The 14,660-nt window shown below is 71.8% G+C and carries 13 protein-coding genes; 6 read left to right on the forward strand and 7 right to left on the reverse strand.

All coding sequences use genetic code 11. The features are described 5' to 3' along the window. Positions 1 to 17: 17 nt before the first annotated feature. The 5 genes from INQ48_29315 to INQ48_29335 all read right to left on the reverse strand — a co-directional run bounded on the left by INQ48_29315 (position 18) and on the right by INQ48_29335 (position 6,689). A complete protein-coding gene (locus INQ48_29315) occupies positions 18 to 1,025 on the reverse strand; it encodes a hydroxymethylglutaryl-CoA lyase (protein ID QRF57344.1) in 1,008 nt (335 codons plus the stop codon). Then, positions 1,022 to 2,227 carry a CoA transferase gene (locus tag INQ48_29320; protein ID QRF57345.1) on the reverse strand — a complete coding sequence of 402 codons (1,206 nt, stop codon included), beginning with the start codon at positions 2,225 to 2,227 and terminating at the stop codon, positions 1,022 to 1,024. The genes INQ48_29315 and INQ48_29320 overlap by 4 nt, the downstream gene beginning before the upstream one ends. Next, complete coding sequence (locus INQ48_29325) at positions 2,224 to 3,609, reverse strand: MFS transporter (protein QRF57346.1); 1,386 nt, start codon at positions 3,607 to 3,609, stop codon at positions 2,224 to 2,226. Before INQ48_29325 ends, INQ48_29320 begins: the two co-directional genes overlap by 4 nt. Before the next feature lie 130 nt (positions 3,610 to 3,739). Next, a complete protein-coding gene (locus tag INQ48_29330) occupies positions 3,740 to 4,633 on the reverse strand; it encodes a LysR family transcriptional regulator (GenBank protein QRF57347.1) in 894 nt (297 codons plus the stop codon). Positions 4,634 to 4,649: 16 nt separating this feature from the next. Beyond that, positions 4,650 to 6,689, reverse strand: coding sequence for a pyruvate, phosphate dikinase (locus tag INQ48_29335; protein QRF57348.1), 2,040 nt, complete (start codon positions 6,687 to 6,689; stop codon positions 4,650 to 4,652). A 139-nt stretch (positions 6,690 to 6,828) separates the two neighbouring features. Here INQ48_29335 and gorA point away from each other — a divergent pair, with 139 nt between their 5' ends. Further along, a complete protein-coding gene (gorA, locus tag INQ48_29340; protein ID QRF57349.1) occupies positions 6,829 to 8,190 on the forward strand; it encodes a glutathione-disulfide reductase in 1,362 nt (453 codons plus the stop codon). Positions 8,191 to 8,338: 148 nt separating this feature from the next. Here gorA and INQ48_29345 read toward each other — a convergent pair whose 3' ends face one another. Together INQ48_29345 and INQ48_29350 are read right to left on the reverse strand one after the other, a co-directional pair. Next, a complete protein-coding gene (locus INQ48_29345) occupies positions 8,339 to 9,253 on the reverse strand; it encodes a 2-dehydropantoate 2-reductase (protein ID QRF57350.1) in 915 nt (304 codons plus the stop codon). Positions 9,254 to 9,308: 55 nt separating this feature from the next. Next, on the reverse strand, positions 9,309 to 10,223 hold the full coding sequence (locus tag INQ48_29350) for a LysR family transcriptional regulator (GenBank protein ID QRF57351.1): 915 nt from the start codon (positions 10,221 to 10,223) through the stop codon (positions 9,309 to 9,311). A 184-nt stretch (positions 10,224 to 10,407) separates the two neighbouring features. On the opposite strand from INQ48_29350, the gene INQ48_29355 reads away from it, so the two are divergent. Genes INQ48_29355 through INQ48_29375 form a run of 5 tightly spaced genes read left to right on the forward strand, consistent with a single transcriptional unit; the run spans position 10,408 to position 14,645 of the window. Next, positions 10,408 to 11,184: an ABC transporter permease subunit gene (locus INQ48_29355; GenBank protein ID QRF57352.1), complete on the forward strand. Its 777-nt coding sequence runs from the start codon at positions 10,408 to 10,410 to the stop codon at positions 11,182 to 11,184. Continuing rightward, entirely contained in the window at positions 11,181 to 12,209 is a 1,029-nt protein-coding gene (locus INQ48_29360) for an ABC transporter ATP-binding protein (protein QRF57353.1), read from the forward strand. The genes INQ48_29355 and INQ48_29360 overlap by 4 nt, the downstream gene beginning before the upstream one ends. 28 nt (positions 12,210 to 12,237) lie before the next feature. After that, positions 12,238 to 13,314, forward strand: a complete 1,077-nt coding sequence (locus INQ48_29365) for an extracellular solute-binding protein (GenBank protein QRF57354.1) — start codon at positions 12,238 to 12,240, stop codon at positions 13,312 to 13,314. A 7-nt stretch (positions 13,315 to 13,321) separates the two neighbouring features. Further along, positions 13,322 to 14,146: an ABC transporter permease subunit gene (locus INQ48_29370; GenBank protein ID QRF57355.1), complete on the forward strand. Its 825-nt coding sequence runs from the start codon at positions 13,322 to 13,324 to the stop codon at positions 14,144 to 14,146. Then, entirely contained in the window at positions 14,097 to 14,645 is a 549-nt protein-coding gene (locus INQ48_29375; GenBank protein QRF57356.1) for a TIGR00725 family protein, read from the forward strand. The genes INQ48_29370 and INQ48_29375 overlap by 50 nt, the downstream gene beginning before the upstream one ends. Positions 14,646 to 14,660: the final 15 nt, after the last annotated feature.

The following is a 14,660-nucleotide window of genomic DNA, read 5'->3' on the forward strand; positions in this document are numbered from 1 at the left end:
AGGGAAGCGAAGCGGTCTCAGTGCGCGCGCGCGGCCTCGCGCGCCAGCGCGCGTTCGCGCGTGGCCTCGAAGTCCGCGGGCGGCGCATGCAGGTCGAGCCGGCGGCCGGCCTTGACGATCTGGCTCGGGATGTCGTGGCCGATCAGCGCCGGCAGCCGGCGCGCGGCATCGATCACGCGCGCGAGGTCGACGCCGGTGTCCCAGCCCGAGAGCTCGAGCGCATGCACGATCTCCTCGCTGCAGACGTTGCCGGTGGCGCCCGGCGCATAGGGACAGCCGCCGATGCCGCCGATCGACGCGTCGAAGCGGCGCGCGCCGGCGTCGATGCCGGCCAGCACGTTGGCCAGGCCCATGCCGCGCGTGTTGTGGAAGTGCAGCGTGAGCTCGGTGCCGGGCCAGCGCTGCAGAAAAGCGCGCGTAAGCGCATGCACCTGGCCGGGCCAGGCCATGCCCGTGGTGTCGCACAGCGTGACGCCGCCGGCGCCGAGTTCCTCGACGAAGCGCTCGCACCAGCCGAGCACGCCGGCCTCGGGCACGTCGCCCTCGATCGGGCAGCCGAAGCTGCACGACAGCGAGACGTTGACCGCCACGCCGGCCTGGCGCGCGAGCGCCGCCACCTCGGCCAGCGCGCGGAACGACTGCTCGCGCATCATGCGCAGGTTGGCGAGGTTGTGGCTCTCGCTGGCCGACATCACGAGGTTCATCTCGTCCACGCGCGCATCGATGGCGCGCTCGGCGCCGCGCACGTTGGGCACCAGCGCGGTGTAGGCCACGCCGTCCACGCGCTCGATCTCGCGCAGCACCACCTCGGCGTCGCGCAGCGCGGGAATGGCCTGCGGCGAGACGAAGGCCGAGACCTCGATCTTCGCCATGCCGGCGCGCGAGAGCGCGTTGCACAGCGCGATCTTGTCCTCGGTCGGCACGAAGGCCGCCTCGACCTGCAGGCCGTCGCGCAGGCCCACCTCGCACATCCGCACGCGGCGATCGCCGTCGAATGTTCTTCCGTTCCAGACCGCGTCGTTCATGCAACCACCTTCCTGCCGCGCAAGGCGGCGATGTCTTCCGATGTGAATCCGATCTCGCCGAGCACCGCGTCGGTGTCGTCGCCCAGCCGCGGCGCCGAGGAGCGCACCGTGCCCGGCGTGCCCATGAGCTTGGGCACCACGCCAGGCACCTCGATCTCGTGGCCGTCGCGCGTGGGCTGGCGCAGCAGCATCTCGCGCGCGCGGTAGTGCGGGTCCTCGGCGATGTCCTTCGCGGTGTAGACCTTGCCCGCGGGCACGCGCGCCGCGCCGAGGACTTCGAGCACCGTCGCCACCGATTGCGGCAGCGTCCAGGCCTCGATCGCCTGGTCGATCTCGGCCACGCGCGCCACGCGGCCCGCGTTGTTCGCGAGCGCGGGATCGGCGCCGAGGTCGTCGCGGCCGATGCTCTGCATGAGCCGGCGGAAGATGCTGTCGCCGTTGCCCGCGATCAGCACGTAGCCGTCGGCGCAGCGGTAGGCGTTCGAGGGCGCGATGCCCGGCAGCGCGCTGCCCGCGGCCTCGCGCACCGCGCCGAAGGCGCTGTACTCGGGCACCAGGCTCTCCATCACGTTGAACACCGCCTCGTTGAGCGCCACGTCGATGACCTGGCCCTGGCCGCCGTTGACCTTGCGGTGGTAGAGCGCGGTCAGCACGCCGATGGTGCCGTGCAGCGCGGCCAGCGTGTCGCCGATCGAGATGCCGCAGCGCACCGGCACCCGGCCCGGCTCGCCCGTGAGGTGGCGCAGCCCGCCCATGGCCTCGCCGATGGCGCCGAAGCCCGGCAGGTCGCGGTAGGGGCCGGTCTGGCCATAGCCCGAGATGCGCAGCATCACCAGGCCCGGGTTGCGCTCGCGCAGCACCTCGTAGCCCATGCCCCAGCCCTCGAGCGTGCCGGGGCGGAAGTTCTCGATCAGCACGTCGGCCTCGGCGATCAGCCGGCGCGCGATCTGCTGGCCCTCCTCGCTGCGCAGGTCGAGCGCCAGCGAGCGCTTGTTGCGCGACTGCACCTGCCACCAGACCGAGGTGCCGTCCTGCAGCAGGCGCCAGTTGCGCAGCGGGTCGCCGCTGCCGGGCGGCTCGATCTTGATCACGTCGGCGCCGAACTCGCCGAGCGTCTTGCCGGCGAAGGGGCCGGCGATCAGCTGGCCCATCTCGATGACGCGCAGGCCTTGCAGCGCGCCGGGACTCAGGGGAAGGTTCATGGCTTGGGGGCTTTCTCGGCGAAGGCGACGGCGGACGCATGCAGCGCGCCGCTCGCGGGGGAACGTGGAGCGGCCGACGGACGCGGCTCGCGCCGGCGCAGCGATTCGGGCAGCGCGAAGGCCAGCAGCGCGGCGCACAGCAGCGCCAGCGCGCCGATGACGTAGAGCGCGGGGGTGGTGCTACCGCTCAGGTCCTTGATGCGGCCCACCATCACCGGGCTCACGATGCCGCCGAGCTGGCCCAGCGTGTTGATCAGCGCGATGCCGCCGGCCGCGGCCGCGCCGCTCACCAGCTTGGGTGGCAGCGCCCAGAAGGCCGGGATCGAGGCGATCACGCCCGCGCCCATCACGGCCAGCGCGAGCACCAGCAGGTCGGTGTGGTGGTCGAACAGGCCGGCCGCGAAGAAGCCGATGGCCGCGAGCAGCAGCAGCGCGATCACGAAGCGGCGGCGCTCGCCGCTGCGGTCCGACAGCCGCCCGACCACCACCATCGCGATCGCGCCGCACAGGTAGGGCACGGCCGTCAGCAGGCCGATCGCCGTGGGATCGGTGCTGCCCGAGGCGCGGATCAGGTGCGGAGCCCAGAAGTTGAGGCCATAGGACGCGACCTGGATCAGGAAATAGATCAGCCCGAGCATGAGGAAGCCCGGCGTCTTCAGCGCGTCGAGCAGCGAGCCGTGGGCACCGGCAGTGCCACCCTGCTCGGCGATGCGCTGCGAGAGGCGTGTGCGCTCGTCGGGCGTGAGCCAGTGCGCGTCGGCGATGCGGTCGTCGAGCCGCACGAACACCAGCAGGCCGAGCGCGATGCACGGCAGCCCGCCGACCAGGAACAGCCAGTGCCAGCCGGCGATGCCGAGCAGGCCGTCGAAGTGCGCGAGCACCAGGCCCGCGGCGGGCGCGCCGAACAGGCCCGCGAAGGCCGAGGCCAGGAACAGCATCGAGGTGACGCGGCCGCGGTGCGCGGCGGGGAACCACAGCGTGAGGTAGAACAGCACGCCGGGCGCGAAGCCCGCTTCCATCGCGCCGATCACGAAGCGCAGCGCATAGAACTGCCACTCGGTCTGCACGAACATCATGAGCGCGGTGGCCACGCCCCACGAGACCATGATGCGCGCGATCCAGCGCCGCGCGCCGACCTTGTAGAGCATCAGGTTGCTCGGCACCTCGAACAGCACGTAGCCGACCACGAACAGGCCGGCGCCGAAGCCGTAGGCGGTGTCGCTCAGGCCCAGGTCGCTCTGCAGCGCGAACTTGGCGAAGCTGATGTTGATGCGGTCGAAGAAGGCGAAGAGATAGCACACCATGATGAGCGGCATGATTCGCCACGCGACCTTGCGCACGATGGCGCCGTCGTCGTCGAGGAGGGAAGTGGGGGTAGCCATGGGAGCCTTTGTCTGAGCGGCTCGCCAGCACGACGCCGCATTCGTTGCCCGGATTCTGGGCAGCGCGGCCGCGCGGGAGAACGACAAAGGCGAGCACGCAGCTTTCGCGGAACGCGAAAGCGCCCGAGGGTTAACCCTGGCAGAGGTGGTCGATCAGGGTGCGCACGTGGCGCGGCACCACGCCGGCGTCGCGCAGGCCGATCAGCAGCCGGCGCTCGGCCCAGGCGTCGTCGAGCGCGATCTCGCGCAGGCCCATCGAGCGCAGGTGCGGCTGGATCGCCGCGTGCGGCAGCACGGCCACGCCCATGCCGGCCGCCACCATCTGGCACACGGCATCGAAGCTGCGCACCTGGATGCGCAGCCGCAGCCGCCGGCCCAGCGCCTCGGCCGCGGCCTGCAGCCGCTGCGCGAGCGAGGTCTCGGCCGGCAGGCTCACGAAGTCGTACTCGGTCGCTTCCTCGAGCCGCACGCTGCGCCGGCGCGCCAGCGGATGGCCGCGCGGCACCACCATCACCAGCCGGTCGACGCGGTAGTTGACGAGGTGCAGCCCGAGGCTCGGCGTGCCCTCCGCGAAGATGCCCGCGTCGGCGCGGCCGTCGAGCACCGCGAGCACGATCTCGCTGCTGTTGCGTTCCTCGAGCTCGATGCGGATGCCGGGATTGGCCGCCACGAAGCCCGACAGCCCGCGCGGCAGGAACTGCGTGACGGCCGAGGTGTTGACCCACAGCCGCACCACGCCGAGCACGCCCGAGGCGTAGTCGGACAGGTCGGCCGCGAGCTGGTCGACGTCGTCGAGGATGCGCTGCGCATGGCGGTGCAGCGCATCGCCCGCGACCGTGAGCGTGACGCCGCGCGAATGGCGCTCGAGCAGCGGCGTGCCCACGGCCGCCTCGAGGTCGGAGATGCGCTTGCTGGCCGCGCCCACCGCGAGGTGCGCGAGCTCGGCGCCCTTGCTGATACTGCCGGTGCGCACCACCAGGTTGAACAGCGACAGCGAGACCAGGTCGAGGCGGTGCAGGTTCATGGCGCCGGTCCTTGCCTCAGCGGCGGCGCTCGACGTAGGGCCGCGCCTGCAGCAGCACGATGCGCTCGCCCACGGTGGCCCATTCGATGTCCTGGTCGACGCCGCCGAAGCCGCGCTTGACCGCCGCGCCCACGTTCGCGAGCCGCACCACGAGCTCGTCGGTCAGCACGCCGCGGCCGGCCTCCAGCGGCACCTCCTTCACGCCGCCGTCCTTGTCGAGCTGCAGCGCGCTGTCCTCGGCCGAGCGGCTCAGCACCTGGATCGCCTTCGACCAGCTCGAGTACATGAGCTGCTCGGCCACGCGCCGGCCCTCGACCACGCGGATGCCGATGCCGCGCTTGGCCGAGATGTAGGTGACGTGCGGATGGCCCGCGTCGAAGGGGTCGCGCGTGATCATCACGCCCGCGCTGGTGGCGTCGATCGCTGTCTGCACGAACACGCCCATCAGCACCGACTCGGCACCGAAGCCCGCGGCGCCGCGCGCCTCCCAGGCTTCGGCATTGAAGACCGAGGCCCAGACCTTCTTCACCGCGAGCTCGAGCGCATCGCCGCTCTTCACGTTGGGCACGGTGGTGTAGAGGCCGGCGCCGCTGAAGCCCGGCAGGTCCTCGGAGTTGGACGAGCTGCGCACGAACACGCCGCCGCCGCCGAGCTGCGACTGCCAGGCCGCGCGCCACGCGGCCGCAGTGGCGGGATCGACCGGCCACTGCACGATCTCGGCGCGCAGCGCCTCGAGCGCGCGCTGGCGCACCAGCGGGTCGGCCGCGAAGCCCGGCGCCTGCTGCATGCGCGCGAGGCGCTCGGCCAAGCCGTGGGCGCGCATGAAGCGGTCGTAGTGCGCGAACGGAATGCAGAAGCCGTCGGGCACGCTGGTCGACGGTATGCGCGCGGCCTGCAGCGCGCCGAGATTGGCCGCCTTCACGCCGCACTGCGCGCTGTGGCGCGCGCGCAGCGAAGCCAGCGGCAGCAGCCGCGCCTCGCGCAGGTCGGGCCGCACGGCCGCGGCGCCGCCCGGCGCGGCGGCACCGCGGCCCATGGCGGCCGTGCGCGCGGCGCGCGTGGGCAACGCCGCGATCTCCTCGGGCGTGAGCGGACGCACCTGGTAGCCCGAGGCCGCGACCTTGAGCGCCACCCACTGGCCCGCATGCGCGCGCAGCGCTTCGGCCGCGTCGCGCACGTAGGCGTTGGGAATGCCCCAGCCCTTGGCCAGCAGGTTGACGTGCGACAGCGCCGTGGACGGCCGCTCGGTCAGCACGCCCGCCACCGGCGGCAGCGCGATCGGCACCTGGCGCAGCACCGCGATGTCCTCGGGCAGCAGCGCGTTGACGGCGCCCTCGTCCTCGACGATGCGCACCCGGCCGCTGGCCGTGCCGAGGTTCATCGGCAGGTAGGGCTGCTCGCGGATCAGCGCCTCCTGCGTCACGAAGTCGACGCCGGCCTCGCGCGCCACGCGCTCGTGCAGCGTCGAGTTGGTCTTGAACTTCAAGGGCGCGAAGAAGCTGGCCTTCACCGCGCGGTCGGCCTCGCGCAGCAGTGGCGCTGTGAGGCGGTCGCCTTCCCAGAATTCATAGCCGAAGCCCGCGACGTTCTGCTGCCAGCTCAGCGTGCCGAACAGGAAGCGGCGGTCGGGCACGAGGTAGTTGCGGTCGATCTCGCGCTTGCCCGCGTGGGGCGCCAGGCCGGTGTCGCGCACGAAGCGCACATGCAGCTGCCAGCGCGGCGTGTCGAGGTAGTAGATGCGCGGCGCCGGCTTCGCGCGCCGGTCGATCACGAACAGCACATGCGGCAGCGCCATCGGCGTGCCGGCGTCGTAGGTGCGCGCGAGCGCGTCGAAGTCGGCGCGGCTGGCGAGCGCGGGCAGCGACGAGGCGCCGCCGGCGGGGCGCACGGGCGAGGCCGGCGCCTCATCGCGCTTTTGCGCGTCATAGAACGAGGGCTTGCGCGCGAGCTGCGCATCGGCGGGCAGGGGCGCGAGAACCGACAGGCACGCCACGAGCAGCGCCAGCCGGCGCGCGACCGCGCCGCGTGGAAGGTGCCTGGGGGCGTTGTTCTTCATGCGGATGTCTCTGTCCTTCTTTGCCGACGAGCGCGGATTCTCGCTCGACCGCCGTCGGCGCGCGCGGGCCCCAAGCCCCGTGCCGGGCAGCGGTCATCGACGCGGGCTACAGTGCGCTCGCAAAGGAGAGCCTTGTTCCATGTCCACCCCCTACGACTTCGATCTCTTCGTCATCGGCGGCGGCAGCGGCGGCGTGCGCGCCGCGCGCATGGCCGCGCAGACCGGTGCCCGCGTCGGCCTGGCCGAGGCCGCCGAACTCGGCGGCACCTGCGTCAACGTCGGCTGCATTCCCAAGAAGCTCTACAGCTACGCGGCCGGCTATGCCGAGTCCTTCGAGGAAGCCGCGGGCTACGGCTGGCAACTGCCGGGCGAACCGGTGTTCGACTGGTCGCACCTGAAGTCGCAGCGCGCCACGGAGATCTCGCGGCTCAACGGCATCTACGCCTCGCTGCTCAAGAACGCGGGCGTCACGCTGGTCACGGGCTGGGCCCAGCTCGCCGATGCGCACACGGTGGAGGTCGACGGCAAGCGCCACACCGCGCGCCACCTGCTGGTGGCCACCGGCGGCACGCCCTTCGTGCCCGAGATCCCGGGCCGCGAGCACATCGTGACCTCCGATGCGATGTTCGACCTCGACCCGTTCCCGCGCCGCCTGCTGGTGGTGGGCGGCGGCTACATCGCCTGCGAGTTCGCCTCGATCTTCAACGGGCTCGACGCGAAGGTCACGCTGCTGCACCGCCGCGCACACCTCTTGACCGGCTTCGACGACGACGTGCGGCAGTTCCTCGCCAGCGAGATGGGCAAGGCCGGCGTCGACGTGCGGCTGAACTGCGAGGTGGCCTCGGTCACGCGCACCGCCGACGGCCTGGTGGCCACGCTCGCGCGCGGCCAGCAGATCGAGGCCGACACGGTGCTGTTCGCCACCGGCCGCGTGCCCAACACGCAGGGCCTGGGCCTCGAGGCCGCGGGCGTGGCGCTCGACGAGCGCGGCGCGATCGCGGTCGATGCGCACTACCGCAGCTCGGTGCCCTCGATCTACGCGGTGGGCGACGTCTCCACGCGCGTGCAGCTCACGCCGGTGGCGCTGGCCGAGGCGATGGTGGTGGTCGACGAACTGTTCGGAAAGGGCAAGCGCCGGCTCGACTACGAGTTCATTCCCACGGCCGTGTTCACGCACCCGAACATCGGCACCTGCGGCTACGGCGAGCTCGAGGCGCGCGCGAAGTTCGGCCAGGTCACGGTGTTCTCGAGCGAGTTCAAGTCGCTGCGCCACACGCTCTCGGGCCGCAGCGAGCGCACCTTCATGAAGCTGGTGGTCGACACCAAGAGCGACCGCGTGGTGGGCCTGCACATGGTGGGGGCCGACGCGGGCGAGGTGGTGCAGGGCTTCGCGGTCGCGATGCGCGCGGGCGCCACCAAGGCGATGTTCGACAGCACGGTGGGCATCCACCCGACCGCGGCCGAGGAGTTCGTGACGATGCGCGAGCCGATGCCGGGCTGAGGTCGATCGGGCACCATCGGTTCGGGCTGCGCCTTGGTCTGCCGGGACGGTGGCCCCCATCCGTTCGGGCTGAGCCTGTCGAAGCCTCGCGCAGCGCTTCGACAAGCTCAGCGTGAACGGTCTGGGCCGAACCGACAGGGGTCTGGCTTCACCCCTTCTCCGACGCTCCCGACGCCTTGTCCTCGAGCAGCCGCACCAGCGTCCACAGCAGCCGGTTGGCGGGCACCGGCACGCCCAGCGCCTCGCCGCGGCGCAGCACGAAGCCGTTGAGATGGTCGATCTCGCTGCGCTTGCCGCGCGCGAGGTCCTGCGCGGTCGAGGAGAACTGCGCGGGCATGGTGCGCGCGATGCCCGCCACCGCGGCATCGATGTCGCCCGGGATCGTCACGCCCTCGGCCCGCGCGACCGCGAGGCATTCGGCCACCACGTCGCGCAGCACGCCGGGCACGCCCTCGTTCTGAACCAGCACGCCGTAGGGCAGCTGCGTGATCGCCGACAGCGCGTTGTAGGCGCAGTTGAGCACCAGCTTGGCCCACAGCGCACCGCGCACGTTGTCGGAGATCTCGGTCGGCACGCCGGCCGCGCGCAGCGCCTGCGCCACTTCCTCGCCACGGGCCGAGGGCGCGATCACGAGTTCGCCGCGGCCGTTGTGCTTGACGTGGCCCGGGCCCGCCATGCCGGTCGCGACATAGACCACGGCCGCGGCCACTTCATGGGACCGCAGCACGGAGCGCGCGCGCTCGTCGTTGTCCACGCCGTTCTGCAGCGTGAGCACCAGCGCGCCGGGCGCGAGGTGCGGCGCGATCTGCGCGGCGGCGGCCTCGGTGTCGGTCGACTTGACGCAGAACAGCACGAGGTCGGCGCCCCGCACGGCATCGGGCTCGGTGCTCGCGGCCATCGGCACGTGCTCGTCGAAGCTCTGGGCCTCGAGGCGCAGGCCGCGCGCCCGCACGGCTTCCACGTGCGCGGGCCGGCCGATCAGCACCAGCTCGTGGCCCGCGCGCGCCAGCATGGCGCCGTAATAGCAGCCGACCGCGCCGGCGCCCATGACTGCGACTTTCATCGATGCATCGTCCTTGTCGTGAAGAGGGATGGCGAGCGTAACCACTCGCGCGCTTTCATGCCTCGGCCTCCACGCCGCGCGACTTCTGGCCCTCGTCGAGCAGCCAGGCGCGAAAGGCCGCGAAGGCCGGCAGGTCGAGCCGGTCGGGCCGGTAGCAGAGGTAGTGGCCCTGGTTCACGCCGACCGGCGTGCCGCAGGGACTGAGCAGCGAGCCCTCGGCGAACTCCTCCTGCACCAGCAGCTTCGGCACCAGGCCGATGCCGAGCCCGTTGAGCGCGGCCTGGATCAGCGCCGAGTACTGCGCGAAGCGCGGGCCGGCCACGGTCTGCACCTCGGGCACGCCGTGCTGCGCGGCCCACTGGCGCCAGGCGGTGGGCGCGCCCTCGTGGTGCAGCAGCGTGTGGCCGAGGATGTCGGCCGGCTGCGCGATGCGGTGCCGCCCCTCGACCAGCGAGCGCGCGACGATCAGCACGAACTCGCGGCCCGCGATGTATTCGGACACCACGCCGGGCCAGCCATCGGGCCCGTAGCGGATCGCCGCGTCGACCCCGGCCGGGATGCCGTCGCTGGGCTCGAGATGGCGGCTGAAGCTCAGCATGACGTGGCGGCTCTTCTGGCTGAACGCGGGCAGCCGCGGGATCAGCCACTTGGTGAGGAAGGTGGGCACACTCGCGAGCGTGAGCAGGCCGGCGCCGGCATCGCCCGAGCGCGCCTCGAAGGTGGCGGTCTCGATCGCGCGCAGGCCGCCGGCGATCTTCTGCCAGTAGACGCGGCCCTGCGGCGTGAGCTGCACGCCGCGCCCGTTCTTCTGCAGCAGGGCGCGGCCGAGGAAGGCCTCGAGCCCCGCGATCTGCTTGCTGACCGCGCTCACGGTGATGCACAGGGCGCCGGCCGCGAGCGTCAGGCTCTCGTGGCGCGCCACCGCGTCGAAGGCCAGCAGCTCCTGGATGGTGGGGCAGTCGCGCTTCATGCATGGCTCCGGTTGATGAAAGTTCGGTGAAAAACAGTTGCCAAGCACTCAAGTGTCGTCATCCAACTTTCACCCATGAATACGCAGGCGCTTCCTAGAATTCAGTCCGATGCGGCGGAAGACCGGCGCAGACAGTAGCGCATCCGGAAAGTATGCCGGCCGCGCGTGACACGGAGACAAACCCTTGGTTCGCGGCATCTCGCTCCTCTACGGCCTGTACCTGCTGCTGCCCATCGCCCTGCTGCTGGTCGGCAGCGTGGGCGGCAACTGGACCAACACGCTGCTGCCCACGGGCCTCACCGGGCAGTGGTATGTGGACCTCTGGCTCGACACCTCGTTTCGCAAGGCCTTCGTGAGCAGCCTGGTGGTGGCGCTCTCGGCCTGCGCGATCAACACCGTGCTGGCGCTGCCGCTGGCCTATGCGCTCTATCACGGCGCGCGGCGCGGCGGCAGCCTGGCGGCGCGCATCGTGAGCGCCACGCCGGTGGCGGTGCCGGCGATCACGCTGGCCTTCGGCTACATGATCGTGTTCAACACCGACCTCGCGCCCTGGCTGGGCTCGATGCCGCTGTTGATCGCGGCGCACGCGATCCTCACGCTGCCCTACCTCACGAACACGCTGCTGACCGACCTGCGCCACCTCGACCTGGACCGGCTCGAGCAGGCCGCGGCCACGCTCGGCGCCTCGGGCTGGCAGCAGTTCAGCGGCATCGTGCTGCCGAGCCTGCGCCAGAGCCTGATCAGCGGGCTGGTGATGGTGGCGGCGATCTCGGTCGGCGAGTTCGGCGTGTCGAACCTGCTCACCAGCTTCCAGAACCGCACCTACCCGGTGGTGCTGCTGCAGGCCTTCTACGGCGCCACCGGCTTCGCCTGCGCGGCCACGGTCATCCTCCTGGTGCTGGCGAGCGCGTCGGCGCTTCTTTCCTCCTCCCTGGTGAAGCAACGCGCCGTCACGCCATGAGCCTCCTCCTCGACACGGTCAGCTACAACTACCCCGGCAGCACGCACGGCCTGCACGAGGTCTCGCTCGACGTGCGCACCGGCGAGCTGGTCGCGGTGATCGGGCCCAGCGGCTCGGGCAAGTCCACGCTGCTCAAGCTGGTGTCGGGCCTCGAGACCGGCCACACGGGCCGCATCGCGCTCGACGGCGAGGACATGTCGCGCACGCCGGTGCACCGGCGCCACATCGGCATGGTGTTCCAGAGCTATGCGCTGTTCCCGCACCTGAGCGTGCTCGACAACGTGGCCTACGGCCTCAAGCTGCGCAAGGTGGCGACCGCCGAGCGCCGCCAGCGCGCGCAGGCCTTGCTCGACACCGTGGGCCTGGGCGAGTACGCGCAGCGCGCCGTCGCGCAGCTCTCGGGCGGGCAGCAGCAGCGCGTGGCGCTGGCGCGCGCGCTCGCGATCGACCCGCGCGCGCTGCTGCTCGACGAGCCGCTGTCGGCGCTCGACGCCAGCGTGCGCGGCCACCTGCGCGACCAGATCCGCGCGATCCAGCAGCGCTTCGGCGCCACCACGCTGCTGGTCACGCACGACCAGGAAGAGGCGCTCGCCATGGCCGACCGCGTGGCGATGCTCAAGGACGGCCGGCTGCTGCAGATCGCCACGCCGCGCGAGATCTACGAAGAGCCCGCGAGCCGCGCGGTGGCCGAGTTCGTCGGGCTCTCGACGATCCTGCCGGCCAAGGTGGCGGGCCTCAACAAGCTCGACCTGGGTTTCGCCCAGCTCGCGGCGCCCACCGGCATGCGCGCGCCCGGCACCGCGCTGCACGTGCTGGTGCGGCCCGAGCACATGGCGCCCGATCCCGCGCCCGGCACGCCGAACCGCATCGCGGGCCGCTGCGGCGCGCAGCGCTACCTCGGCGCGCTGACGCGCTACGACTTCGAGGTGCCGGGCGCGTCCAAGCCCTTCCTCGCCGAATCGGCGCGGCCGGCCACCGAGGCCATCGCGATCGCGCCCGAACACCTCCGCCTGCTCGACCACTGACATCCCTTCCTCCCCAGGAGCCACTTCCATGCAACGCAGACATCTGATCCAGGCCGCCGGCGCCCTGCCCGTGCTGGCGCTCGCGCGCACCGCCTTCGCCTTCGACGGCCCCGAACTCTACGCGGGCGAGAAGGCGCTCTACGCCGAGGCGCAGAAGGAAGGCCTGTGCGTCTCCTTCGACACCGGCCCCGAATGGGCCAACTGGAAGTCGCTGTTCCGCGACTTCAAGAAGCGCTATCCCGAGATCGAGCTGACCTACAACGACATCGGCTCGGCCGCCACCGTGGTCGCGCTGGAGAAGACCAAGCGCCGCCCGCAGGCCGACACCGCCTACTACTTCGCGGCCTCGGCCGTCGATGCCGCGAAGAAGGACGTGGTCGCGCCGTTCAAGCCCGTCAACTTCGACAAGCTGCCGGCCGTGTTCCGCGAGGCCGAGGGCCGCTGGTTCACCATCCACACGCTCAACATCGCCTTCCTCGTGAACAGGAAGCTGGTGAAGAACGTGCCCACCGGCTGGGCCGACCTGCTCAAGCCCGAGTTCAAGAGCACGGTGGTCTATCTCGACCCGCGCTCCACCGGCATCGGCCAGGTGCTGACCTTCGCCGCGGCCTATGCCAACGGCGGCGGCGTCGACAACGTGCAGCCCGGCACCGACTACCTCGGCAAGCTGCACGCGGCCGGCAACGTGCTGCGCGTGGAAGGCACCACGCCCTACGCCAAGTTCCTCAAGGGCGAGATCCCGGTGTGGATCAGCTACGAGAACGACGGCCTCAAGGCCAAGCATGTCGACGGCATGGGCGACGCGGTCGAGGTCGTGATCCCGAAGGAGGCCAGCGTGGCCGCGCCCTATGCGATCAGCCTGGTGAAGAACGGCCCGAACCCGAACGCCGGCAAGCTGTGGCTCAACTTCATCATGAGCGAGGCCGGCCAGTCGCTGTTCGCGCAGGGCTTCGTGCGGCCCGCGGTGCCGGGCACGCCGCTGTCCGCCGACGTCGCGGCCAAGATGCCGGCCGCGCCGCAGATCAAGCCGCTCGACGTGGTGAAGGCCTCGGAGCGCAAGGCCGAGCTCGACCGGCTCTGGGCCCAGGCGGCGCTGGGGAAGTAGGCGCTTCGTGACGAGACGCTTCGGTGCCTGGCCCGCCTGGGCCTTCATGGCGCTGTTCTTCGCGGTGCCGCTGGCGGCGCTGCTGCCCGAGGCCTTCGCCGAGCGCGGCAGCGCCTTCGGCCGGCTGGTGGGCAACACGCTGTTCTTCGGCGCGCTGCGCAACACGCTGGCGCTCGGGCTGGCGGCGGGCGCGGTGTCGGCGCTGGTCGGCACCTGCATTGCGATCGAGCTCGCGCGCCAGCCGGCTGCGCGGCGCCAGTGGCTGATGACCCTGCTGGGCCTGCCGCTGGCGTTCTCGGGGCTGGTGATCGCCTACGGCTTCATCCTGGCCTTCGGCCGCGCGGGCTTCGTGACCCAGCTCATGGCCGGGCTCGGCGCCGACCCGGCCGTGCTCGGCAGCTGGATCTACAGCGTGTCGGGCCTGGGCTTCGCCTATGCCTACTACCTGATCCCGCGCGTGGCGCTGTCGCTGTACCCGGTGTTCGCCAACCTCGACCCGCGCCCGGCGCAGGCCGCGCGCACGCTCGGCGCCTCGCGCGCGAGGGCCTTCTGGGACACGGTGCTGCCCGAGGTCGCGCCCTCGGTGCTGTCGAACGCCTGCATGGTGGCCGCGATCGCGATGGGCACCTACGGCACGGCGCTGGCGCTGGTGGGCACGCAGCTCAACATCCTGCCGCTGATGCTGCTGGCGCAGGTGGGCGACGGCGGTTCCGATTTCGCGGTGGCGGCGGCCCTGTCGCTGGTGCTGATGGTGGCGTGTGTGATCGTGATGGGAGTGGGCGATGTGCTTGCGCGAAGGCGGGAACGCGGTGCGGTCGGCGCCGGTCATTGAGGCGCTCGCGCGCCTCGCGCAGCGGCAGCGCGGGCCCGATCGCCATCGCCAGCCGGTGGCGATCATCGGCCCGGGCGATGGCGGGCCCGCCGAGTGCGAGGCCGCCTACGCGGTAGCCCATGCGCTGGCCGGCGCGGGCATGGCGGTGGTGTGCGGCGGGCGCGGCGGCGTGATGGCCGCGGCCTCGCGCGGCGCCGCCGAGGCCGGCGGCATCGCCGTGGGCATCCTGCCCGAGGACGACGACCGCAACGCCAACGAATGGCTCGGCGTGGCCATCCCCACCGGCATGGGCGAGCTGCGCAACGGCATCGTCGCGCGCAGCGGCCTGTGCCTGGTCGCCATCGGCGGCAACATGGGCACGCTGTCGGAGATGGCGATGGGCCTGAAGTGGGGCAAGCCGGTGTTCGTGATGCACGGCGACATCGCGCTGCCGGGCGCGGTGCCGGTGGCGGATGTGGACGACATGCTCGCGAAGGTGCTGGGCTGTCTCTTGGCCTGAGGTTCCAGCCCGCGG

The organism is Variovorax paradoxus, assembly GCA_016806145.1.
Classification (GTDB): Bacteria; Pseudomonadota; Gammaproteobacteria; order Burkholderiales; family Burkholderiaceae_C; genus Variovorax.